This is a genomic window from Kaistella haifensis DSM 19056 (assembly GCF_000735695.2).
Lineage (GTDB): Bacteria > Bacteroidota > Bacteroidia > Flavobacteriales > Weeksellaceae > Kaistella > Kaistella haifensis.
In genome coordinates, this window is sequence record NZ_JASZ02000017.1 from 63,268 (window position 1) to 84,391 (window position 21,124).

A 21,124-nucleotide genomic window follows, 5' to 3' on the forward strand; every position below is an offset into this window, starting at 1 on the left:
TTTCGTAAAAATATAAAAAATAAATGATTATTTTCTAATTTCGGTGTAGATGCTGATAATTCTTTTTAAAAGTTCTTCAATTTGATCTTCTGAATGATACGGCGCATACTTTTCGATTTGGATTTGCTCCGAAAGTGCGCGGTATTGGTCTGCCAAAATTCGTCCTTTGTGATCCTCTAAATATTTTCTGAACTCAGACTCTGTCGATGTTTGAAAAGATTTTTTTACATCATCCTTTAATTCATCATAAGTCGAAAAGAACTTCTCAAAATCTTTTTCCTGAACCACTTTTTTCAAATATTCGGCGTGATCTTCAAATTGATCGTCCATTTTAGCACGGAGCTGCGCTTCTAATTCGGCTATGGTAACGATTGATTTTTTTTCTGTTACAGGTTTTTCTTTCCTCTTAGTTTTCTTTTTAACCAATAAGAACATTGAAAAAAGTGCCGCCATCAATGCTAAATTTCCGGCAACAATTTTCCAATTGATCTTGTTTTTATCTTTAATTTTTAAATTATGAGTTTGCAAAACCGGAGTATTAACTGTTTCTAGAACTGAATTGGTGTAATCGTTTACCTTCTCCAGCGTAGTTTTGGAATCTACAATTTGTTCATGAGTTTTTACATTGAGAAGGACTGATTTTGAACCCAAGCCTACATATTTTTTTGCAGAAGGATCGAAGAAAGAGAAGCTTTCAAAATTTACTGAAACCGAACCTGGTTTTTTAGGAATCACTACATAATCTGCAATGATGTCGCCCGAAAGTTGATCGTTTTGAGTCGATGTTTTTGAGGTGATTTTCGGTGGAAATGAAATGTAGTTTTCTGAGCTTACAATTTTCGGCAAATGCAGGGTTCCGAAGTTTCCGGTACCACTGAGTTTCAATGAAATATTGACGGGTTTTTCCAATTCAGGTGTTTCTGCAGCATTTTTGTTTGCTACATTAATATCGAAATTTCCTACTGCATTTTTGAAATCTTCAGGCATTCCTGATGGTAATTTTTTCACGTTCAAAGCTACGCGATTTGAGGAAATTTGATGATCTCTTTTTGGACTTGCAAAGTTTGCAGAAACGGGTTTTAATTCTACTATTCCGGATTCCGTTGGGAAAATCATAAAAGCACAAAGAACTTGCGATGCCATTCCTTCGCTGCTTTCAATTTCGGACTTTGCAAAATGAATTGGTTTAATCCGTGCATTGTACTGATGAGGTAAGCGTAGTTTTCCTATTTTTCTGAAGTTATCATAATTGCGACTATGAGCTCGAACGACGGCTACCGTAGGTTCATTTTTATAAACCTCTTTATCCTGGATATCAATGGTGAGATAGACATCATTTGTTGCCGAATTACCAGCGACCGAAGATTTTTTTTCATTATCTCGGACATTAATTTCGAAAGGTTCTGTTTTATAGATTTTTCCATTAACAGTCACCAAAACGGAACCAAATTTTAGTTTTCCAATCTGTTTCGGACTAAGGGACAACTGATAAACCATCTGATTAATGATGTCGCCTTTTTTAGCATCCAAAACAACGGTGTTCTGTTCGGAAGCCGATCCTAGAATTTCAAATTTTGATAAATCCGGCATCCTCAAAGGAGTTTCTTGCTGCATATTTTCACCCGCAATTTCAAGCAAAACGGTGAGGTTGAAGCGTTGATTTACTTTAGCATCTTTCACTTCAGAAATGGCCAAAGTTACCTGCCCGTACGCAAATACAGTACAAAAAAGAAGAAATATGTGGAGTGCTTTTCGTTTCATTACCAGTCCTTTTCGTTGCTCTGTGGCATCGAATAGGAATTTTTGTTGAGAATCCGTTTGGCGGTTTCTCTTTCTTTGTTTTCTACACGGTTAAGGATGGAGTTTTCTAAATCTTTCGGCAATTTACCGTCATTATCGTTATTGTTTTTGTTGGGGTCATTTCCTTCGCCTTCGCCTTTATTTTGTTGGCCGCTTCCGGCTTGGTTTTGTGGCGTGTTTCCCTTGTCGTTACCCTGGTTTTCTTGCTTATTCTCGTCTTTTCCTCCACCTCCGGAATTGTTTTTTTGCTTTTGCTTTTCTTGTTTTTCCTTTTCTTTCAGCATTGCAATTTCATAATTCTTTCGAATCGATTCGTTGTATGGGTCTTGCTTTAATGCTTTTTTGTAAAGTTCCGCAGCTTTCTCGGAATTATTGGTTTGCATGTGAGCGTTTCCTAAATTATACAGGGCCGCAGCTTTATCGGGAATGGTATTGGCAAGTTTTTCCGCCTTTTCATATTCCGCTTTGGCTTCTTCGTACATTTTTCTTTTGTAAAAAGAATTCCCCAAATTGTAGTGTGCGGTAAAATCTTTCTCGTTCAGTTTTACAGCTTCCATGTATTTGGAGGAAGCGGCTTCGTAATTTTTTTTATCAAAAGCTTTATTTCCTTCGTAAACCAAGGTATTATAATTCTCCTGTGCCGAAAAAAAAGAAGAGATGAAAAAGAAGAAAGATGCCAAAAAAAGTAGAGTCCTGTTCATTGTATGCAAAATTATTCCTTTAATTGTTAATAACGCCATTGCAAATTGTTAAATTTCGGTTAAAAACCTCCAAATCTGCTTGTTATTAGTTAAATATTAAATTCTTTTTTGGGATTAAGGAACAAAATGAGCAGAAAGAAAAAGATTGAAACTCCCAGAAAATACTGATAATAATGAATTGCATTTTGAGATTTTACCACACTCTCGGAAGAGGAACTGCTTTTCTTCAAACCATCGATGATTTGCGAGGTCGCGTTTTCTAGATTATTGCCGTCAACATACGTACCACCGGTTGCCGAAGCAATGTTTTTCAAAGCATTGGATTGTCTTTTAGAAATTACAGTTTGCCCGGAAAGATCGGTTTTGTAACCCATTAACTGTCCAAAAACATATTCCGGAATTGGTGCGCCTTCTTCGGAACCAATTCCTACCGATATTACAGTTATTCCTTCTTTGTTCGCAAGTCTAATTGCTGCTTTTTCATTTCCTTCATTATCTTCGCCATCGCTTAATAACACTACTTTTCTCGAACCTTTTGCAACATTTTTAAATTTATCGGCAACGGTAGTTATTCCGTTTAAAAAATCGGTTCCTTGAATTTTTAAAATATTGGTTTCTACACCTCCTACATAGGTTTCAGCCGCAGTGAAATCGGTGGTTAATGGCATGATCGAAGTAGATTCGCCGGCAAAAACCACAATTCCCACTTTGTCATTGGTAAGTTTTCCAATGGTATTGATGATGATATTTTTAGCTTCATCGAGTCGGTTGGGTTCGATATCTTGTGCATTCATCGAGTTGGAAACATCGAGCAGAAAAATCGCATTGTTCATTTTCTGTTTGGACTTTATTTCTTCGGAACCGCCCAATAAATCGACGATAGAAAGAATGAGAAATAATGTTCCTAATAAATAAAGTACCGGCAAAACCTTTGAAAATCCTTTTTCTTTTTCAAATAATTCTTCCTGGAACCGAGCTTCTGCAAACACGTTTTTTTTACGGTCTTTCCACTTTAAATATTGAAACATGATGATACCAAGCAGCGGCAAAAGCAACAGTAAATACCAATAATTTCCTAAGTACCAATTCATTTTTTATAGATGTGCGAAATAATGCGTTATAATTATTAACTTAAAAATTTATAAAATACCCAACGCAACAGGGCATCGATGAGTAAAACTCCCAAAGCTATCCACAGAAAAATCCTGAAATATTCCTGGTAATTGTAGAGCTTGGTTGATTTTAGTTCTGTTTTTTCGAGTTGATTAATTTCGTTATACACCTCCTCCAAACTTTGGTTGGAAGTGGCCCGAAAATATTTACCGCCGGTGGTTTGCGCTATTTCCCGAAGAACAGGTTCGTCAATTTTCACTTCTGCTTCCGTGAAAACCAGATCCCCGAAAATATCAGTAGCAGTAGGCATCAGCGCGTATCCATTTGTTCCAATTCCTATTGTGTAAACTTTTATATCATTACTTTTTGCGAGTTGCGCACCCACTTGTGCAGGCATTGCGTTTTCAATTGTGTTGACGCCATCAGTCATCAAAATAATGATTTTCGACTTCGCTTTACTGTTTTTGAGATGACTTACCGCCACCGAAAGTCCTTCTCCGATTGCCGTTCCTGGCTGCAACTCTAGAGAATTGAGTCCGTTTAATTCTTCCAGCAAAACCGCATGATCGGAAGTTACGGGAACTTTGGTAAAAGCTTCACCAGAATAGGCAACAAGTCCGATTCTGTCGCCGGGTCTTTTATCCACAAATCTTTTGGCAATCGCCTTCAGAGCGGTAAGTCGGTCCGGTTCCAAATCTTTTGCGAGCATACTGAGCGAAACATCCACCGAAAGCATTATATCGATTCCTTTATTATCGTCCTGATCTTGAGAAATCGTGAAAGTTCGAGGTCGTGCAATCGCAATGATCAAAGCGGAAAGGATGATGTATTTCGAAATTTTAAGAAAAAATAAAACCAATAAAATAGATTTGTCCTCCTCCATATTTTGGGTGGAAGGAACACGGATTCCCCGTCTTTTTTTCTTCCGAATATCTAAAATAATTAGCGGAATAAACAGCAAAAACAGCAACAAAAACCACGGGCTGTAAAATTCGAAATTGAGAAAATCAAGTGTCATACGCCGGTTCTTAGTTGTTCTGCTTCCAAATCTTTTGATGATCTTTTTACGAAGTTTTTGATTTCTTCATAATCCTTTTCCATCGTAGCCTTGTCTGGGAATGTTTTGGCAAATTTCACCAAATCCCCACGAAGAAAGATGTTTTCAACGATTTTTTCATTCTCCGGCGAAATCGTGTTGTTAAGTTTCATCACATCAATCAGGTCGTCTGTTAATAATACATCTGCCGGAATTTTGTATTGCTTGGTGATGAATTTTCTGGAAATATCAATCAATTCAACATAAAAAGATCGGTAATCGCCATTTTCAATGAATTTTTTCTTTTTTAAGTTTTCCAGATCCTTCAAAGTTTGGTTGGTGGTCACAATTGGCGATGCTTTTCGGCGTTTTGCGTACTTTACCAATTGATAAATAATAAAAATTAAAGCAAGAAGAATTAAAACTCCTAAAATATACCATTTGTAAAGTTGCCAATAATCTTCCACCTCGAGTTTCACCTCCTTGTTTTTCATGATATCATTGATCTGATCGCCTTTTTGAGCGGTATTGACCACATCAATTTCATAAGGAATAGTATGAAAAACCTTCCCTCCGATTTTGAAATCCAACGCCGGAATGGTAAATTTTCCTTCTTCAAATACCTGAAATTCAATGATTCTTTCGTACAAATCAGACTGTTTGCTGATGCTGTCTTTAATTTCTTCAAAATGAAAAGGTAGCAATTCATTTTGCGGTGCAGCAACCACATCTTTCCCCTGAAGATTGGAAATAGTAACGCGGAAAACACCAACTTCGCCTAAAGCCAGCGTGTTTTTGTCGATTTTGGAACCTAAAGTTTGCGAAAATGCAAGAATACTTAGGAAGGTGAATAGGATAAAAAATATTTTTTTCAAAATGATTTTCTGTTTATTTAAAGCCCAAAAGGCATTATCTTTTTCTGAAATATTGATAAAGGAATTTAGAATAATCGTCGCCGGTATTGATGTTCATAAAAGTTGCCGACGTGTTTTCGAAATCTTCTTCTAAATTTTTTATCCTTAATTTTTGTTTTTCGGCAAAATTGTAACGCCATCGTGCGTTGGAAGTGTTTGCCCAAACTTGTTTCCCGGTTTCGGAATCTACGAAAAGGGTGTAACCTACATCTGGAATCTCGTTATCTTTTTCATCGAAAATCCGCATTCCTAAAAGTTGGTGTTTTCGGGATGCGACACGGAGAATTTTCTGCTCAAAATCGTCTTGAAAATCGGAAAACAAAAAAACCATCGATTTTTTCTTGAAAATCCCCATCATATATTCTAAAGCGACATCAATCTTCGAAGGTGTAGCCACATAATCTATAGTTAGAATATTGCTGATAATTGCCAAAATATGCTTTCTACCTTTTTGTGGCGGAATTACTTTATACACCTTATCTGCAAATAAAATAAGTCCAACTTTATCGTTGTTTCCCGCTGCGGAAAATCCTAAACTTGCTGCGATTTCTGCTACAAATTCACGTTTCAGCTGTGTTTTTGTTCCATAATCCATCGATGCGGAAATATCCACCAAAAGCATCATCGTCAGTTCCCGTTCTTCTTCCATTACTTTTACGAATGGTTCGCGGAAACGGGCGGTTTTATTCCAATCGATTCTCCGAATTTCGTCGCCAAACTGATATGGGCGAACTTCGGAAAAGGTCATTCCTTGCCCTTTGAATGCGCTGTGATATTGACCCATCAAAGTAGCTTCCGACTTTTTTTTGGTTCGGATTTCTATCTGTTTTACTTTTTTTATGATGTCTTTTATCTGCATTTCACTTGCGACATTTTTTTTGATGAAATTTTAAGATTTCCTAAAATTCGACGCTTACATTGATCCATTCGTCATCGAATTTCGTGGGATATTTTTTATAAAATTCGATAGCATCATCGTTCCAATTTAAAACTTGAAAAACCATTCCGGAATATCCATTGGTTTTTCCGTGTTCTAAAGTGGCGTCAAATAGTTGTTTTCCGATGTTTTTTCCTCGCATTTTTTCGGTGACAACGAGATCTTCCAAATAAAGTCTTCTGCCTTTCCAAGTTGAATATCGGTCATAATAAAGCGACATTCCTACGATTCCTCCATCGATTTCTGCTACAAATGCGCCCCAAACCGGGTTGTCTCCGAAGCCATCTTCAATAAATTGATCTAGAGTTAAAACAACCTCGTCGCCCGCCTTTTCGAATATTGCAAGCTCGTGGATGAGATCCATCATTGCTTTACAATCTTTTTTCTCCGCTTTTCTTATCATCTTTTCTTAAGGCGCCTGGATTTTGGACAAAATTCTCTCTACTATTTCGTCGGCAGTAATTTCTTCCGCTTCTGCTTCGAAACTGAGGCCGATTCGGTGACGAAGGACATCTTTTGCAATTTCTTTCACATCTTCCGGAATCACGAATGCGCGATTTTTCAAGAATGCCATTGCTCGTCCCGCTATTGCCAAATTGATCGACGCTCTTGGTGATGCACCGAAACTGATGTAATTCTTCAGTTCTGATAAGCCATATTTTTCAGGAAAACGAGTGGCAAATACCATATCGAGGATATATTTTTCAATCTTTTCATCAAGATAAATTTGGTTGATGAGTTTTTTGGCTTCAACGATATTGTGCAAAGAAATCACCGGTTTGATCTCGGGTTGATGCGCTGTAGCAATCATTTTCATGATTTTTCTTTCATCCTCGAAATCGGGATATGAAATGGTGCATTTTAGCATAAATCGGTCACTTTGCGCTTCTGGCAGAAGGTAAGTTCCTTCTTGATCAATCGGGTTTTGTGTGGCAAGAACCAAAAACGGTTTTGGCAGTTCCATGGTTTCATCGCCGATGGTTACTTGTTTTTCCTGCATTGCTTCTAGTAAAGCCGATTGTACTTTCGATGGAGCACGATTAATCTCATCCGCCAAAACAAAATTCGCAAAAATAGGCCCTCGTTTGATGGTGAAATCATTGTCTTTGATGTTGTACATCATCGTTCCTACAACATCGGCAGGAAGCAAATCTGGCGTGAACTGTATTCTTGAAAAATCCCCTTGAACAGCATCTGCCAATGTTTTGATGGCCAATGTTTTTGCCAATCCCGGAACACCTTCCAAAAGAATATGACCATTTCCAAGAAGACCGATCAGCAAACGATCTACCATGTATTCTTGACCAATAATTGCTTTGTTGATTTCCTGTTTTAAAAGAGAAAAAAAGTAATTCTGTTCCCTTACTTTTTCGGTGAGTTGTCTGATATCTTCCGCCTGATGTTGTTCTGACATAGCTTTTCTAAAATTTAAGGTGTAAATTTCTAATAATTACGGGGATCAATCAACACAATTGGTGCCAATTTTGAGTTAAAGTTTTGTTAAAACCGCGCTCAGAAACAAAAAACAGCATGAGCTTTCGCGTTGTAGTTTTGTCTTGTTCAGTTTATTAACCTATTTTTGAGGATTAAAATTAAGCATCAATGAATTACCATTTTCAGGCACACCGCCAGGTTCGTAGAAATCTGCTGGAAATTCTGCAAAATACTTCTCATCAGGATCTCATGTTGATTCCCGATGGTTTTAATAATAATATTTATTGGAATATTGCGCATGTGGTTGCTACACAGCAGCTTTTATGTTATTATCTCAGCGGAAATCCTTTCCGTATTGATAAATATTGGATTGAAGCTTACAAGAAAGGAACACTTCCGAACCTGAATGTTGAGCAATCTGAAGTTGATGATTTGGCATTTTTGCTCACCGAAACTTCTAAAATATTAATGAAAGATTACGACGCCGATTTTTTCTCAGATTACACGCCTTATACCACAAGTTTTGGTTTGGATTTGAAGAACATTCAGGATGCCATCATCTTCAACAATATGCACGAAAGTTTGCATTATGGATACGCGATGGCCCAAAAAAGAGCAATCATCGGTGAGAAGTTCTAAAAAAAACATTATTAACAAAGGAATAACCGATTTTGAGATGGGTTATTTCTCATTCAACAAATACAATGAAAGACGACTTTATATTTGGTTTGCGCCCGGTGATTGAAGCCGTTGAGGCGGGAAAGACCATCGACAAAATATTTTTGCAAAATGCACTGCAAGGAGAAATTTATTTCGAGCTGAAAAACCTGCTTTCCAAACACAATATCCGACCGAATTATGTGCCGGTAGAAAAACTCAATCGCTTTACCAGAAAGAATCATCAAGGAGTAGTGGCATTTATTTCGGATGTTCCGTTCGAAAAAATTGAAGATGTTTTGCCGCAACTTTTCGAAGAAGGAAAAACTCCTTTTCTGTTGATGTTGGATCGCTTAACGGACGTTAGAAATTTCGGTGCGATTTGCCGAACTGCCGAATGTGTTGGGATTCACGCGATTATTTTGCCTGAAAAAGGAGCGGCGCCCATCAATTCTGATGCAATTAAAACTTCAGCCGGAGCTATTTATAACCTGAGAATTTGCAAAGAAAAAAATCTCGCTCATACAGTGGATTACTTGCAACAATCAGGAGTTCAGGTTTTTGCAGCAACGGAAAAAGCAAATCAACTGATCTATGATGTTGATTTTACACAACCATGTACTATCGTGATGGGAAATGAAGAAACAGGAATTTCAAAAGAAGTACTGCATCATTCGGATGAAAAAATCAAGCTTCCGATTGAGGGCAAAACCCAGTCTTTGAACGTATCTGTAGCTTGTGGAGCGATTCTTTACGAAGCTGTTCGTCAGAAAATAACCAGCGCAGTTTAGTTTTTTGTTGTTGCCAATTAGCATCAGTTTCAAATTAAAAAGATTTTTTTACTTTTATTTAAAAAAATTGAACGATGCGGAAGAGTACGGCCATAAAAAGTGATGTTCGGAATCACGTGAAAGAAATAATATTCAATAAAATAGAAAAACTCGAAAAATTCATCGAGTTTACTTTGGATGCGAGCAGAGACATCAAAAAAACACCAAAGTACGACAGCATTCGCGAAGAAATGCAAGAGGAAATTTACCAAATGCAAAGGCAACTCGCGGCGCTGAGAGATTTGCAAAAAAATATGACGAGAGTTTTGAACAAACCTACCGAAATAATTCAACTTGGATCGATGGTTTTTACCAATAAGGCGAGGTTTTATATCTCTGTTTCTTTGGGTGAATTTTTCTTTGAAGACGATCGTTTTTATGCAATTTCCGAAGAAAGTCCGATGGCAAAAATTATGTTTGGCAAGAAACCTGGCGACTCGTTTGTCCTTAATAATATCGCGCAAACGATAGAAAATGTAATGTAATTTTTTTAAAAAAAAAGCGCTTTTTTCTAGCGAAAAGCATTCAAATAAAATGGAAAAACCAGCAGTATTAAAAGAAATTATCGCAAGTAGAAGAAGTATTTTCCCAAAAGATTATACCACAGAAGATATCGAACCGGAAATTTTGGAAGAAATAGTAAATTCCGCCAAGTTTGCACCTAATCACAAGCGGACAAAACCCTGGAGATTGAAGGTTTTTAAAGGAGATGAGAAAAAAAGTTTAGGGCAGCATCTTGCAGATATTTATAAAAATACCACCGCGCCAGAAGTTTTTCTTGAGAAAAAATACCTTAGTTTCATTGAAAAAGTAGAGCAAGCTAATGTTGTCATCAGTATTTCGGTAAATTTCAGTGGTTTGCTTCCGGAATGGGAAGAGATTGCTGCAACGGCAATGGCGGTTCAGAACATGTATCTTACTTCTACTGCCCATAAGGTGGGTTGCTATTGGAGTTCGCCGGGAATGATCAAACATCTTGATGGATTTCTCGGTTTAGAGGAAAATCAAAAATGTTACGGATTATTTTATTTGGGTAAAATTTAAGAGAAATGTAACTTTTTTCTAAAGATTGATACTGATTATGAAACAATTAATCAAGAAAAATCAAAGAAAAAATGGAAACCTACGGTTACAACAATCCCGAATCTCAGCAAAACCAAAATTTCAGTAACGGAAATTATCGTTCCGAGAAAAAACTCGCCGCAGGACTTTTGGGAATTTTATTAGGAACTTTTGGAGCTAATAAATTATTTTTTGGGCTACATCAACGAAGGAATTATTCAAATTGTTTTGAATATTGTAACCTGCGGAATTGCAACAGTTATTCCTTTTATTGAAGGGATTATTTACCTCACCATGAGCGACGAACAATTCGATAGGACGTATGTGCAGAATAAAAAAGCATGGTTTTAAAAACAAAAAAAATATTTCAAAATATTTGAAAGATTTTTTTTATGAAATTAACTTCTTTTAATGGTTAAGCAAAATCGCTGCTTCCTTGGCTGCGTAGGTGAAAATAATATCGGCACCGGCTCTTTTAATGCAAGTTAAACTTTCGATGATGGCTTGATCGTTATCCAGCCAACCGTTTTGTACAGCGGCTTTCAGCATGGCATATTCGCCGCTCACGTTGTAAACCGCAATCGGTAAATCGATCGATTCGCGAACTTTGGCAACAATATCAAGATAAGGCATTCCTGGTTTGATCATGATGATATCTGCGCCTTCTGCAACATCTTTTAAGACTTCATCCATCGCTTCTCGGGAATTGTGGAAATCCATTTGATAGGTTTTTTTGTCCTTCGGAATGTCCGTATTTTCTTTCGGTGCTGAATCTAAAGCACTTCTGAAAGGGCCGTAAAATGAACTTGCATATTTCGCAGCATAACTTAAAATGCCGACATCAGTGAATCCACCTTCTTCCAAACCGGTTCTTATTGCGGCAACACGGCCGTCCATCATATCACTCGGAGCCAGAATATCAGCACCAGCCGCAGCAAGCGAAACCGACATTTTTACCAAAGCTTCGAGCGTGGAATCATTATCAATTTTTCCGTTGGCGATAATTCCATCGTGGCCGTAGATAGAGTAGGGATCTAAAGCGACATCAGGCATCACAACCATTCCGGGAACGGCGTCTTTAATGGCTTTAATGGTATTTTGCATCAATCCGTTTTCGTTCCAAGATTCTGTTCCTTTATTATCTTTCAGGTTTTCAGAAACTTTCATATAAAGATTTACCCCTTTCACGCCTAATTTGTATAATTCCTGGCATTCTTTTACGGTTAAATCCAATGTTCTTCGGAATATTCCGGGCATCGATGGAATGGGCTCTTGTTTATTTTCGCCTTCCATAACGAAAATTGGCATCACTAAATCATTGGTTGTTAAAACGGTTTGTTGCACTAAAGCTCTAATAGATGGATTGGTACGCAATCTTCTATTTCTGGAATATATGATCATTTTTGGAATGGTTTTTGAGTTAGAATTTTGCAAATTTAATTATAGTTTTATTAAAAAGCTATTGTAAATAAATTTCAATTTCTTACATTTGTAAGGATATTTATAAATATATAAGTTCTATAAGGTGAAAAAATTATTATTTTCTTTAATTTTTATCGGCAGTTTAACAGTTTTTTCGGAAAAAGTTTCCGCTCAATCTGTTTATAGAGAGCCGATGACTGCATCTCAGAAATCTGATGATGGAGTTTTGGTGGCGTATCCTAATCCTGCCAAAGACTTTATTATTGTAAAATCAAAAGACAGTGATTTAAAAATAAAATCGGTTACTTTTTATTCAATATTAGGAATGCAGGTTGCGGAATATGCAGTAAATATGTATTCCGGAGAAATTCGGTTGGATAAACTGAAACCTGGTAAGTATCTAATGAGATATACCATGAGCGACAATACCCAAAAGGTCACCCAAATCGTTAAGCAATAAATTTTTAATCTTTGATTTTTCAAGGATTTTTTATTTAATAATGGTTTTTGAATGGTTCCGCTAAGATTTAACTGTAAAAAAATCAGTAATTTTGTCTCATGGAAACCAGGGAGAAAATTATAATCATCGGCGGTGGTTTTGCAGGGCTTCAGCTTGCTAAAACTCTTAATAATAAGCGAAAAAAAGTGATTGTTATCGATAAGGTAAACCATCACATGTTTCAACCTCTTTTTTACCAAGTTGCGTGCGGTCGTATCGAACCGAGCAATATTTCTTTTCCCTTCCGGAAAATATTCCAACGATCCAGAAATACGCAATATCGAATGATCGAAGTGCAGAATATACTTCCGGAGCAAAATAAAATCATTACTTCCGAGGCCGAATTTTCTTACGATAAACTCGTTATCGCAACAGGTTGCAAAACCAATTTTTTCGGAAATTCGAAGATGGAAAGCCTCACCTTCGGGATGAAGGATACTCACGAAGCGATTGCGATCCGTAATCATGTTCTACTGACTTTCGAAAAATTAATCATTCAAAAAAGACGTAGCGACGATGGGAATTGGAATATCGTTATCGTAGGAAGTGGACCCACCGGTGTCGAATTGGCTGGAGCTTTTGCTGAAATGAAAAAGGAAATTCTGCCAAGAGATTATCCAAATATGAATTTTGATAATTTGAATATCATTTTGGTAAGTTCTACAGATACACCACTGAACGTGATGAGTGAAGAAGCACAGAAAATGTCGGAGAAATATCTTCAGGAACTTGGCGTGAAATTCATGAGTGGCGAAAGGGTTGTCGATTACGATGGCGACCGAGTTTTTCTGGAAAGTGGCAAAGAAATCCCTGCCAATAACGTGATTTGGGCAGCCGGTGTTACCGGAAATGTCATCGAAGGCTTGAATCCTGAAATCATGGTTCGAAATCGATACAAAACCGATCGTTTCAATCGTGTGCAAGGGTATAGCAATATTTTCGCGATTGGAGATATTGCCTACATGGAAACTCCACTTTATCCTCAAGGTCATCCTCAAGTGGCGAATGTTGCTATTAATCAAGGAAAAAATTTAGGAAAAAACTTCCTTAAAAAAACAGAAAATGAGTGGGTTGAATATGAATATAAAGATCAAGGAAGTATGGCAACCATCGGGAAACACCGCGCGGTAGTGGATTTGCCTAATTTTAAATTTCAAGGTTTTTTGGCTTGGTATTTTTGGATGTTTTTGCATTTGATGCTTATTCTTTCGGTGCGAAACAAATTGGCAGTTTTCTTTAACTGGATGTGGAGTTATGTCAACAAAGATTCCTCGCTTCGCCTAATCATCATCCCCAACAAAAAAAATAGAACAGAACAATGAGAATTGATATCATAAGTGTGTTACCGGAATTGATGGAAAGTCCGTTCCGAACGTCTATCCTGAAACGCGCGATGGATAAAGGTTTGGCAGAAGTTCATTTTCATAATTTGCGAGATTTCGGTTTAGGAAAGCATCGCCAAGTTGACGACGAACCGTACGGAGGTGGCGCAGGAATGGTGATGATGATTGAGCCTTTGGACCTGTGTATTTCGGAGTTAAAATCTCAGCGAAACTATGATGAGGTGATATATCTCACTCCCGACGGAGAAACTTTAAATCAAAAAATTGCGAATTCGTTATCCATCCAAAAAAATTTGATTTTCTTATGCGGACATTATAAAGGAATCGATCAACGTGTTCGAGAACTGCATATTACCAAAGAAATTTCTATTGGCGATTACGTTTTGACGGGTGGTGAACTCGTAGCTTGTGTATTGGCAGATAGCGTGATAAGGCTTCTTCCAGGTGTTTTGAATGATGAGCAAAGCGCACTTACCGACAGTTTTCAGGACAATCTTCTTTCACCACCAATTTACACGAGACCTTCAGAATACAAGGGTTTGAAAGTTCCGGAAGTTTTGCTCAGTGGAAATTCTAAAAAAATTGAAGAGTGGCTTAACGACGAAGCTGTAAAAATTACTCAAGAAAAAAGACCTGATCTTTTGGATTAATGCCAAACATAATTAATTATTTTTTTTAAATTTACAATTCGAAAAAATGAAAGACAAATTTGCTGATGATATCTAATGAATCTAAAGAGTTAATTGCTTTTTACAATGTGGAAAATTTGTTTTCTCCGGATCCTCCACAGGTTCATAAGCTGGATCCTACCTTGTCTGGATTGAGAAATTGGGATAAACGAAGGTATCACAACAAGCTTTTCAAGATTGCTCATGTCTTTCAATTGGTTCAGGAAACTGAAAATACACTCCCTTTTCTTATTGGTCTTTCAGAAATTCAAGGACAAAAACCTTTAGATGATTTGGTTGCGATGGATCCCTTTAATTCGAATTTTGGAGTTGTGCATTATGATTCCATGGACGAAAGAGGGGTGGATGTGGCGTTGCTGTATGATAAAAATAAAGTAGAAATTATTTCTTCGGAACCGATTACTTATTTCTTCGAAATTGAGGACGAAAATTCTTCAAACTACGATACAACAAGAGATGTGTTGTTTTGCAAGGTGAAATATTTGGGTGAAATCATCAATGTTTTCGTGCTTCATCTTCCTTCCAAAAGGGAAAAAGATGTCAACAAACCTAAGCGGGATTATATCATGCGAGATCTTCGGGAGAAAGTGGTTCAACTTATCAATCAACAAAATGAAGCGGTAATTATTTGTGGAGATTTCAACGAAAATCCTATTGATGAAAATTTAATGAATTTGCAATATGATTATAATTCTGAGAAAAAACTCATCAATCCCTACATCGATTTGTTTGAAAATCAAAAATTCTCGACTTTTCATTATAAGGATGGCTTACTTTTTGACCAAATAATTTTGTCGGATAAATTTTTTATCGGTGATTTTGTTTTGAAATTTAGTGAAGCGAAAATTTTTAATCATCTCAAATTGACGAATTACGATAAAAATTTTGCAGGAAGACCATTCCGAACTTATGCTGGAACCCGATATTTGGGAGGTTACAGCGATCATTTTCCAGTAATTACAGAGCTTAAAAAAAATAATAATATTTAAAGAAGAATTGAATTAAAAATGAAAAGCGCAGTACAATCAAGCTACCACTTGGATTCCGTTGATAAGGAAATCATTTATATGTTAATGGACAATGCAAAAACTTCTTTGGCTCATATCTCGAAAAATGTTGGTATTTCGACTACCGCTGTTCACCAAAGGATTAAAAAACTGGAGCAAGCAGGAGTGATCGAAAACTCTATTTCCTTTCTTAATCCCAAAAAAATTGGTTACAAAGTAGTTTCTTATATCGGGGTTTTCTTAGATCAACCGAGCCACTATCCCGATGCGATCAAGGCTTTAAAAGATGTCAATGAAGTAGTTGAAGCTCATTATACTACTGGAAATTACACCATTTTCCTTAAGGTTCTTTGCCGAGATAATGATCATTTGATGGAAATTCTCAACAAACTACAAAAACTGAAAGGTGTAACAAGAACCGAAACTATCATATCTTTGGAACAAAGTATTAACCGACAACTTAAAGTGTAATGAAAATTAATAATTACTTAGATTCTACCTATCTTAAAACACCACAACAATCGGGATTATCAGAAGAACAAACCAGAGAAAAAGTTGATGAACTTACTCGTGAAGCGATCGAAAACGATTTTTTTGAAGTCATGATTCGTCCGAATTTTGTGAAAGAAATCAAAGAATATTTGCTTAAAAATAATTCCAATGTAAAAGTAGGAACCGTGATCGGATTTCACGAAGGAACCGCAAGTGTTGACGAAAAATATTCTGAAGCGCAACAAGCCATAAACGATGGAGCGGACGAATTGGATTTTGTAATCAATTATGAAGCCTATAAAAAAGGAGATTTAGAAACTCCGAAACAGGAATTTATAAAATGTACCCAACTCGGTTTAGAAAACGGTAAAGTGGTAAAATGGATCATTGAAATCGCGGCGCTTACCGATGAACAAATTGTTGATTTAACCAGAAATATCAGAATTTGGGCGGAAGAGAATTTCAAGGCCGAAGATTTGCCAAACATTTTCGTGAAATCATCCACCGGATTTTATCCTACTGAAAACGGAAAACCCAACGGAGCGACTTTCGAAGGAATCCAATTAATGCTTGAAAACGCAGGTTCTCTTTCCGTGAAAGCAGCCGGCGGAGTGAAAAGTCCAGAAGATGCCGAAAAAATGATTGCTCTCGGAGTGAAAAGAATTGGAACTTCCTCCGCAAAAGCGTTGGTATCCGACGAAGAAGCCCAAGGAGGATATTAAAACAGTCTTTATATAAAATTTTAAGAAATCGTGCCGATGGTGCGATTTTTTGTGTTTAAATCCTATTTTTGCAAACCATGGCAAAGAAACCCATCAAAAAACAGACAACCCGAAAAATTCATAAAGCTCGGAGAAGGCATTTTCTCTTGAGACGGGAAATTTTGCTCGTGATTTTGGCGGTAGCTTTACTTGGAACCGGATTTTATTTGAAACAGAAAATTGCGTTTTATTACGCAATGTATTTCAATAAATTTGAGCATAAGAAATTGTCCAATTCCGAATTCGAAGAGCAACGAATCAACAAGATTGTTGAGGATTATGTGGATAAAACTTTTGGTATCGATATGTCGCATTACCAGCGAAAAGAAGATATTCAATGGGATAGTTTAAGCATCGGAAATCGTGCTGTTCCTATAAAATTTGTGATTTTAAGAGCAACGATGGGAAACCGAAGTGCCGATAAAAACTTTGATGAGTTCTGGGCACTTGCTAAAAAACACAATCTCATCCGTGGAGCTTATCATTTTTACCGAGCCGATGAGGATCCTGTCATGCAGGCGAACAATTTTCTAGAAAATGCAAAACTAGAGGAAGGTGATTTACCACCGATTTTAGATATCGAAAAAATTCCGCGACGAAAATCCAATGAAAAACTCATCGAAGATTTGAAAATATGGTGCCGAATTGTAGAAGAAAAATATGGAGAAAAACCCATCATTTATAGTTATTACCACTATCACAAAGATTTTTTGGAAGGCGAATTTGATGATTATCCGCTTTGGCTGGCAAATTACAACGATGTCCCGCAACCAACACCAACGGGGATTTGGGACTTTTGGCAATTTACCGAAAACGGAATTGTATATGGAATAAACACCAAAGTTGATCTGAATGTGTATAACGGAAGTCTGTGGTCGCTGAAAAGTTTGACATTAGATTAAATCCGATTTCTATTAATAATGAAGAGCAACTGCAAAGTTGCTTTTTTGGTGACCATTCATATCTGCTCAAAATTCAGTACTTTCGCAAAAATTCCTAATTCTGATGAACTACGTTTCCGCTGAAAATTTAACCAAATCCTATGGTTTAAAAGTCTTATTTCAAGACATCACCTTTCATGTGAATGAAGGCGACAAAATTGCAATCGTTGCAAAAAATGGCTCAGGAAAATCAACTTTATTGAAGATTTTGATGGGCAAGGAAATTGCCGATTCCGGAAATGTGGTGATTAACAAAGATATTCAGGTACTTCTTTTCGATCAGGAAATTGATTTTGAAGGTAATCTCAATGTAGAAGAATTCATGATGACCCTGGATTCCCCACCGATTTTGGCTGTTAAAAATTACCATCACGCGCTTCATACCGAGAATCCCGATGATATGGAAAAAGCCCTCGCTGAGATGGAAATTCATAAAGCTTGGGATTTGGAGAATGAAATGCGGCAAATCCTTTCCCAACTGAAAATAACCGATTTGGAGGCGAAAATGAAAACGCTTTCAGGCGGTCAAATAAAAAGAGTTGCTCTCGCCAAATTGTTGTTGGAAACCAGAGCTGAACATCGTCATACCCTTCTGATTATGGACGAACCTACCAACCACCTCGATGTCGATATGGTGGAATGGCTGGAAAATTACCTTTCCAAAGCGATGGTAACTTTACTTTTGGTGACGCACGACCGATATTTCTTGGATGCTGTTTGCGACACAATTTGGGAAATGGAAGACCAAAATTTATACGTCCACAACGGAAGTTATGCGACTTATCTGGAAAATAAAATGATTCGCGAAGACAATTTAAATTCCACCATCGATAAAGCCAACAACCTTTACCGAAAGGAATTGGAATGGATGCGTCGACAACCGAAAGCTCGAACCACAAAATCAAAATCTCGAATTGATTCCTTTTACGAAACTGAAAAAATCGCTAAAACCGATACCAGAAAACAAAATCTAGAATTGGATTTTGAAATGAAACGCCTCGGAAAGAAAATCCTTGAACTTAAAAATATCAACAAAAGTTTCGGTGAAAAACTTTTGATCAAAGATTTTTCATATCAATTTCAGCGTGGAGAAAAAGTAGGAATTGTTGGGAAAAACGGAGCAGGAAAATCAACTTTACTCAATATTATTCAAGGTTTTGAACCTTATGACAAAGGAGAAATAGAAACCGGAGAAACGATAAAATTCGGATATTTCTCTCAGAAAGGTTTAAAATACAAAGAAGACGAGCGTGTAATTGATTTTATTAAAGAAATTGGTGAAAATTTTCCGTTGGCCAATGGAAGAACCATTTCTGCATCGCAGTTTTTGAGGTTATTTCTTTTTGATGATCAAACACAATATTCGCCGATTTCTAAACTTTCCGGTGGGGAAAAAAGAAGGCTTCATTTGATGTATGTTCTTTATCAAAACCCGAATTTTCTCATATTTGATGAGCCTACGAATGATCTGGATCTGCCGACTCTAACGGTTTTGGAGAATTTTCTTTTAAATTTCCAAGGTTCATTGATTATTGTTTCTCACGATAGATATTTTATGGATCGAATTGTAGATCATATTTTAGCATTTGAGGGCGACGGAATCATCAAAGATTTTGTAGGCAACTTTTCGGAATATCGCGAGAAGAAAAGCCAAGAAAGTGGGAAAAATCAACCGGAAATCCGACAAGATTCCATTAAAAATGAAATTCCTGCTGCTTCTGTTTCGGCAGAAAAACCGGCTACAAACAAAAGGAAATTGTCTTTCAAAGAACAACGTGAATTGGAAATGATTGATAAAGATCTTCCTGTTTTAGAAAAAGAACGCAACGAAATTCTGGAAAAACTGAATAACGAAACCGATTATGGAAAAGTATCCGTTTATTCGGCGGAATTAGAGCGAATTTCTGGCAAAATTGAAGAAATGGAAATGCGCTGGCTCGAACTACAAGACTAAATTACTTAATACAAAACTACTTTCTCCGTATGGAAAATCAACAAAAACTGGAAGCCAAATATGGTTTGTTTACGGCTATTTCGATGGTTATAGGTCAGGTAATTGGCTCCGGAATTTTTTTCAAAATTGATGATGTTCTTACTGCTGCTCAAGGAAATATTTTTGCAGGTCTTGCAGGTTTTGTAATCGTCGGTTTCAGTGTGATTTTCGGTGCAATTTCGATGGCAAATTATGCGGAATTGCTTCCAAAAGATGGGGGAATTCTGAATTACATAGAATACCGCTTTGGGAAAACCGCCGGATATTTTGTTGGCTGGATCTATATGGGCTTGTTTTATCCTTTGTTAACCGCGGTTTTGTTCATGGTTTCCGGGATTTATATTGCACATTTCGCAGCAGAATTTTTGCAATTTCAACCAACGACTTTACATTTTGTACTAATTGGATTTGTGAATTTGCTGATTTTTTTTGTTTTTAATATTTACAAACCGAAAAGCAGCGGGATTTTCCAGCAATTAACGACGGTTTTGAAGGTTCTTCCGCTTATATTTATTGCATCATTGGGAATTATCAGTTTGCTGAAAGGCGATGTAGAGGAAGTGAATACTTTTTCTTATGCAGCTAAAAATGTGAAAGAAAATCAAACTTTGTTGGTATTGATTGCGGCGAGTTTTATCCCCATTTCATTTGCATTTGATGGTTGGTATGTTGCGACTCAAATTTCCGGAGAGATTAAAAATTCAAGAAAAAATCTTCCGAAAGCTTTGATTATAGGAACAGTTGCAGTGATGGTGATCTATATTTCGTATTATATGGGAATTGTTTTTGGAATGAGTGGCGATGAAATTATTGCTTTAAAAGACACCTATATTACTGAATTTTCCAGAAAAATAGGCTCTGATCTAGGAGCTTTGGTAATGCAGGTTTTCATTATTATTTCGGTTTTGGGAACGGCGAATGGATTGCTTTTGGCGACCATTCGGGTACCTTATCAGTTTGCGAATCTTGAAAAGTCGAAGAAGTTTTTTAACCTTAATCAAATCAATTCCAAAACGAAAATGCCTTTAAACAGTGCATTTCTAGGTTTGGCAATTATTGTTGTTTATCTTGTTATTTATTACATCACCAATACTTTTTCATTTTTCACCGAGCGGAATTTTGATCTTTCCGCGATACCGATTGTATTTATTTATTTGGTGAATACTGCACTTTTCTTCGGGTTGTTTAAACTTTTAAAACAAAATGTTTTTTCCGGAAATCATTTTTTCAAATCAATGATGGCAGTAATCGCGATTTTGGGAACTTTCACGGTACTTTTCGGAACGGCTACTTCGCCGAATGGAATTTCATATTTTCTAGTGACAGCTGTTTTCATTTTTGCAGGATTTGTCTTCAAAAAGAAAAACTGATAAAAATCAGTATAGGTTAATCTTCTTCATTTCAGGGATTTCTGTACTTTTTTGCAAACTTATTTAGAATAATTCAAAATAAATTTGGTCGAATTGCGAGTGTTTTCTACATTTGCACCGTTA

22 protein-coding genes and 1 pseudogene are annotated in these 21,124 nt (G+C 36.7%); 14 read left to right on the forward strand and 9 right to left on the reverse strand.

Translation table 11 applies throughout. The annotated features are described in order from the left end of the window. Positions 1–27 precede the first annotated feature (27 nt). From AP75_RS08795 to AP75_RS08830, 8 genes are all read right to left on the reverse strand, one after another. A complete protein-coding gene (locus AP75_RS08795) occupies positions 28–1,761 on the reverse strand; it encodes a BatD family protein (protein ID WP_031503289.1) in 1,734 nt (577 codons plus the stop codon). After that, a complete protein-coding gene (locus tag AP75_RS08800) occupies positions 1,761–2,501 on the reverse strand; it encodes a tetratricopeptide repeat protein (RefSeq protein WP_031503287.1) in 741 nt (246 codons plus the stop codon). Before AP75_RS08800 ends, AP75_RS08795 begins: the two co-directional genes overlap by 1 nt. 89 nt (positions 2,502–2,590) lie before the next feature. Continuing rightward, positions 2,591–3,592, reverse strand: coding sequence for a vWA domain-containing protein (locus AP75_RS08805; protein ID WP_031503285.1), 1,002 nt, complete (start codon positions 3,590–3,592; stop codon positions 2,591–2,593). Positions 3,593–3,627: 35 nt separating this feature from the next. Continuing rightward, positions 3,628–4,632 carry a VWA domain-containing protein gene (locus AP75_RS08810; RefSeq protein ID WP_031503283.1) on the reverse strand — a complete coding sequence of 335 codons (1,005 nt, stop codon included), beginning with the start codon at positions 4,630–4,632 and terminating at the stop codon, positions 3,628–3,630. Then, positions 4,629–5,525 carry a BatD family protein gene (locus AP75_RS08815; protein WP_088264332.1) on the reverse strand — a complete coding sequence of 299 codons (897 nt, stop codon included), beginning with the start codon at positions 5,523–5,525 and terminating at the stop codon, positions 4,629–4,631. Before AP75_RS08815 ends, AP75_RS08810 begins: the two co-directional genes overlap by 4 nt. A gap of 34 nt (positions 5,526–5,559) precedes the next feature. Next, complete coding sequence (locus tag AP75_RS08820; RefSeq protein ID WP_031503280.1) at positions 5,560–6,423, reverse strand: DUF58 domain-containing protein; 864 nt, start codon at positions 6,421–6,423, stop codon at positions 5,560–5,562. 40 nt (positions 6,424–6,463) lie between these two features. Then, complete coding sequence (locus tag AP75_RS08825) at positions 6,464–6,904, reverse strand: GNAT family N-acetyltransferase (protein WP_031503277.1); 441 nt, start codon at positions 6,902–6,904, stop codon at positions 6,464–6,466. Positions 6,905–6,910: 6 nt separating this feature from the next. Then, entirely contained in the window at positions 6,911–7,915 is a 1,005-nt protein-coding gene (locus AP75_RS08830) for an AAA family ATPase (protein WP_031503275.1), read from the reverse strand. Positions 7,916–8,103: 188 nt separating this feature from the next. On the opposite strand from AP75_RS08830, the gene AP75_RS08835 reads away from it, so the two are divergent. From AP75_RS08835 to AP75_RS08855, 5 genes and pseudogenes are all read left to right on the forward strand, one after another. After that, positions 8,104–8,574 (forward strand): DinB family protein, encoded by a 471-nt coding sequence (locus tag AP75_RS08835; protein ID WP_031503273.1) that lies wholly within the window; start codon positions 8,104–8,106, stop codon positions 8,572–8,574. A gap of 65 nt (positions 8,575–8,639) precedes the next feature. Then, positions 8,640–9,383, forward strand: coding sequence for a 23S rRNA (guanosine(2251)-2'-O)-methyltransferase RlmB (gene rlmB / locus AP75_RS08840; protein WP_088264334.1), 744 nt, complete (start codon positions 8,640–8,642; stop codon positions 9,381–9,383). Between the two features lie 74 nt (positions 9,384–9,457). After that, on the forward strand, positions 9,458–9,907 hold the full coding sequence (locus AP75_RS08845; protein ID WP_031503271.1) for a hypothetical protein: 450 nt from the start codon (positions 9,458–9,460) through the stop codon (positions 9,905–9,907). A gap of 49 nt (positions 9,908–9,956) precedes the next feature. Beyond that, on the forward strand, positions 9,957–10,466 hold the full coding sequence (locus tag AP75_RS08850) for a nitroreductase family protein (protein ID WP_031503269.1): 510 nt from the start codon (positions 9,957–9,959) through the stop codon (positions 10,464–10,466). Between the two features lie 71 nt (positions 10,467–10,537). Further along, positions 10,538–10,835 (forward strand): annotated as a pseudogene (locus tag AP75_RS08855) (TM2 domain-containing protein). Between the two features lie 57 nt (positions 10,836–10,892). Here AP75_RS08855 and hemB read toward each other — a convergent pair. Continuing rightward, the gene (hemB, locus tag AP75_RS08860) at positions 10,893–11,885 is read right to left on the reverse strand and encodes a porphobilinogen synthase (RefSeq protein WP_088264336.1); all 993 of its coding nucleotides are present in this window, start codon (positions 11,883–11,885) and stop codon (positions 10,893–10,895) included. A 124-nt stretch (positions 11,886–12,009) separates the two neighbouring features. On the opposite strand from hemB, the gene AP75_RS08865 reads away from it, so the two are divergent. The 9 genes from AP75_RS08865 (at position 12,010) to AP75_RS08905 (ending at position 21,001) form a co-directional block, all read left to right on the forward strand. Continuing rightward, positions 12,010–12,366 carry a T9SS type A sorting domain-containing protein gene (locus AP75_RS08865; RefSeq protein ID WP_031503267.1) on the forward strand — a complete coding sequence of 119 codons (357 nt, stop codon included), beginning with the start codon at positions 12,010–12,012 and terminating at the stop codon, positions 12,364–12,366. Between the two features lie 98 nt (positions 12,367–12,464). Then, on the forward strand, positions 12,465–13,727 hold the full coding sequence (locus tag AP75_RS08870; protein WP_088264338.1) for an NAD(P)/FAD-dependent oxidoreductase: 1,263 nt from the start codon (positions 12,465–12,467) through the stop codon (positions 13,725–13,727). Continuing rightward, entirely contained in the window at positions 13,724–14,398 is a 675-nt protein-coding gene (gene trmD / locus AP75_RS08875) for a tRNA (guanosine(37)-N1)-methyltransferase TrmD (protein WP_088264340.1), read from the forward strand. Before AP75_RS08870 ends, trmD begins: the two co-directional genes overlap by 4 nt. A 65-nt stretch (positions 14,399–14,463) precedes the next feature. Next, positions 14,464–15,426 carry an endonuclease/exonuclease/phosphatase family protein gene (locus AP75_RS08880; protein ID WP_088264342.1) on the forward strand — a complete coding sequence of 321 codons (963 nt, stop codon included), beginning with the start codon at positions 14,464–14,466 and terminating at the stop codon, positions 15,424–15,426. 18 nt (positions 15,427–15,444) lie between these two features. Further along, positions 15,445–15,915: an Lrp/AsnC ligand binding domain-containing protein gene (locus AP75_RS08885; RefSeq protein WP_031502486.1), complete on the forward strand. Its 471-nt coding sequence runs from the start codon at positions 15,445–15,447 to the stop codon at positions 15,913–15,915. Further along, complete coding sequence (gene deoC, locus AP75_RS08890) at positions 15,915–16,658, forward strand: deoxyribose-phosphate aldolase (protein ID WP_031502488.1); 744 nt, start codon at positions 15,915–15,917, stop codon at positions 16,656–16,658. Before AP75_RS08885 ends, deoC begins: the two co-directional genes overlap by 1 nt. A 77-nt stretch (positions 16,659–16,735) precedes the next feature. Continuing rightward, positions 16,736–17,599 (forward strand): glycoside hydrolase family 25 protein, encoded by an 864-nt coding sequence (locus AP75_RS08895; protein WP_169711626.1) that lies wholly within the window; start codon positions 16,736–16,738, stop codon positions 17,597–17,599. 103 nt (positions 17,600–17,702) lie between these two features. Then, on the forward strand, positions 17,703–19,592 hold the full coding sequence (locus AP75_RS08900) for an ABC-F family ATP-binding cassette domain-containing protein (protein WP_031502489.1): 1,890 nt from the start codon (positions 17,703–17,705) through the stop codon (positions 19,590–19,592). 29 nt (positions 19,593–19,621) lie between these two features. After that, a complete protein-coding gene (locus tag AP75_RS08905; protein ID WP_031502491.1) occupies positions 19,622–21,001 on the forward strand; it encodes an APC family permease in 1,380 nt (459 codons plus the stop codon). Positions 21,002–21,124: the final 123 nt, after the last annotated feature.

Bases quoted from the DNA above. Each gene is read 5' to 3' on its own strand.
- rlmB (WP_088264334.1), top strand. From the start codon at position 8,640: ATGAAAGACGACTTTATATTTGGTTTGCGCCCGGTGATTGAAGCCGTT.
- AP75_RS08825 (WP_031503277.1), bottom strand. From the start codon at position 6,904: ATGATAAGAAAAGCGGAGAAAAAAGATTGTAAAGCAATGATGGATCTC.
- AP75_RS08845 (WP_031503271.1), top strand. From the start codon at position 9,458: ATGCGGAAGAGTACGGCCATAAAAAGTGATGTTCGGAATCACGTGAAA.
- AP75_RS08820 (WP_031503280.1), bottom strand. From the start codon at position 6,423: ATGCAGATAAAAGACATCATAAAAAAAGTAAAACAGATAGAAATCCGA.
- AP75_RS08830 (WP_031503275.1), bottom strand. From the start codon at position 7,915: ATGTCAGAACAACATCAGGCGGAAGATATCAGACAACTCACCGAAAAA.
- AP75_RS08870 (WP_088264338.1), top strand. From the start codon at position 12,465: ATGGAAACCAGGGAGAAAATTATAATCATCGGCGGTGGTTTTGCAGGG.
- AP75_RS08850 (WP_031503269.1), top strand. From the start codon at position 9,957: ATGGAAAAACCAGCAGTATTAAAAGAAATTATCGCAAGTAGAAGAAGT.
- AP75_RS08835 (WP_031503273.1), top strand. From the start codon at position 8,104: ATGAATTACCATTTTCAGGCACACCGCCAGGTTCGTAGAAATCTGCTG.
- AP75_RS08795 (WP_031503289.1), bottom strand. From the start codon at position 1,761: ATGAAACGAAAAGCACTCCACATATTTCTTCTTTTTTGTACTGTATTT.
- AP75_RS08885 (WP_031502486.1), top strand. From the start codon at position 15,445: ATGAAAAGCGCAGTACAATCAAGCTACCACTTGGATTCCGTTGATAAG.
- hemB (WP_088264336.1), bottom strand. From the start codon at position 11,885: ATGATCATATATTCCAGAAATAGAAGATTGCGTACCAATCCATCTATT.
- AP75_RS08800 (WP_031503287.1), bottom strand. From the start codon at position 2,501: ATGAACAGGACTCTACTTTTTTTGGCATCTTTCTTCTTTTTCATCTCT.
- AP75_RS08810 (WP_031503283.1), bottom strand. From the start codon at position 4,632: ATGACACTTGATTTTCTCAATTTCGAATTTTACAGCCCGTGGTTTTTG.
- AP75_RS08895 (WP_169711626.1), top strand. From the start codon at position 16,736: ATGGCAAAGAAACCCATCAAAAAACAGACAACCCGAAAAATTCATAAA.
- AP75_RS08900 (WP_031502489.1), top strand. From the start codon at position 17,703: ATGAACTACGTTTCCGCTGAAAATTTAACCAAATCCTATGGTTTAAAA.
- AP75_RS08905 (WP_031502491.1), top strand. From the start codon at position 19,622: ATGGAAAATCAACAAAAACTGGAAGCCAAATATGGTTTGTTTACGGCT.
- trmD (WP_088264340.1), top strand. From the start codon at position 13,724: ATGAGAATTGATATCATAAGTGTGTTACCGGAATTGATGGAAAGTCCG.
- deoC (WP_031502488.1), top strand. From the start codon at position 15,915: ATGAAAATTAATAATTACTTAGATTCTACCTATCTTAAAACACCACAA.
- AP75_RS08880 (WP_088264342.1), top strand. From the start codon at position 14,464: ATGATATCTAATGAATCTAAAGAGTTAATTGCTTTTTACAATGTGGAA.
- AP75_RS08805 (WP_031503285.1), bottom strand. From the start codon at position 3,592: ATGAATTGGTACTTAGGAAATTATTGGTATTTACTGTTGCTTTTGCCG.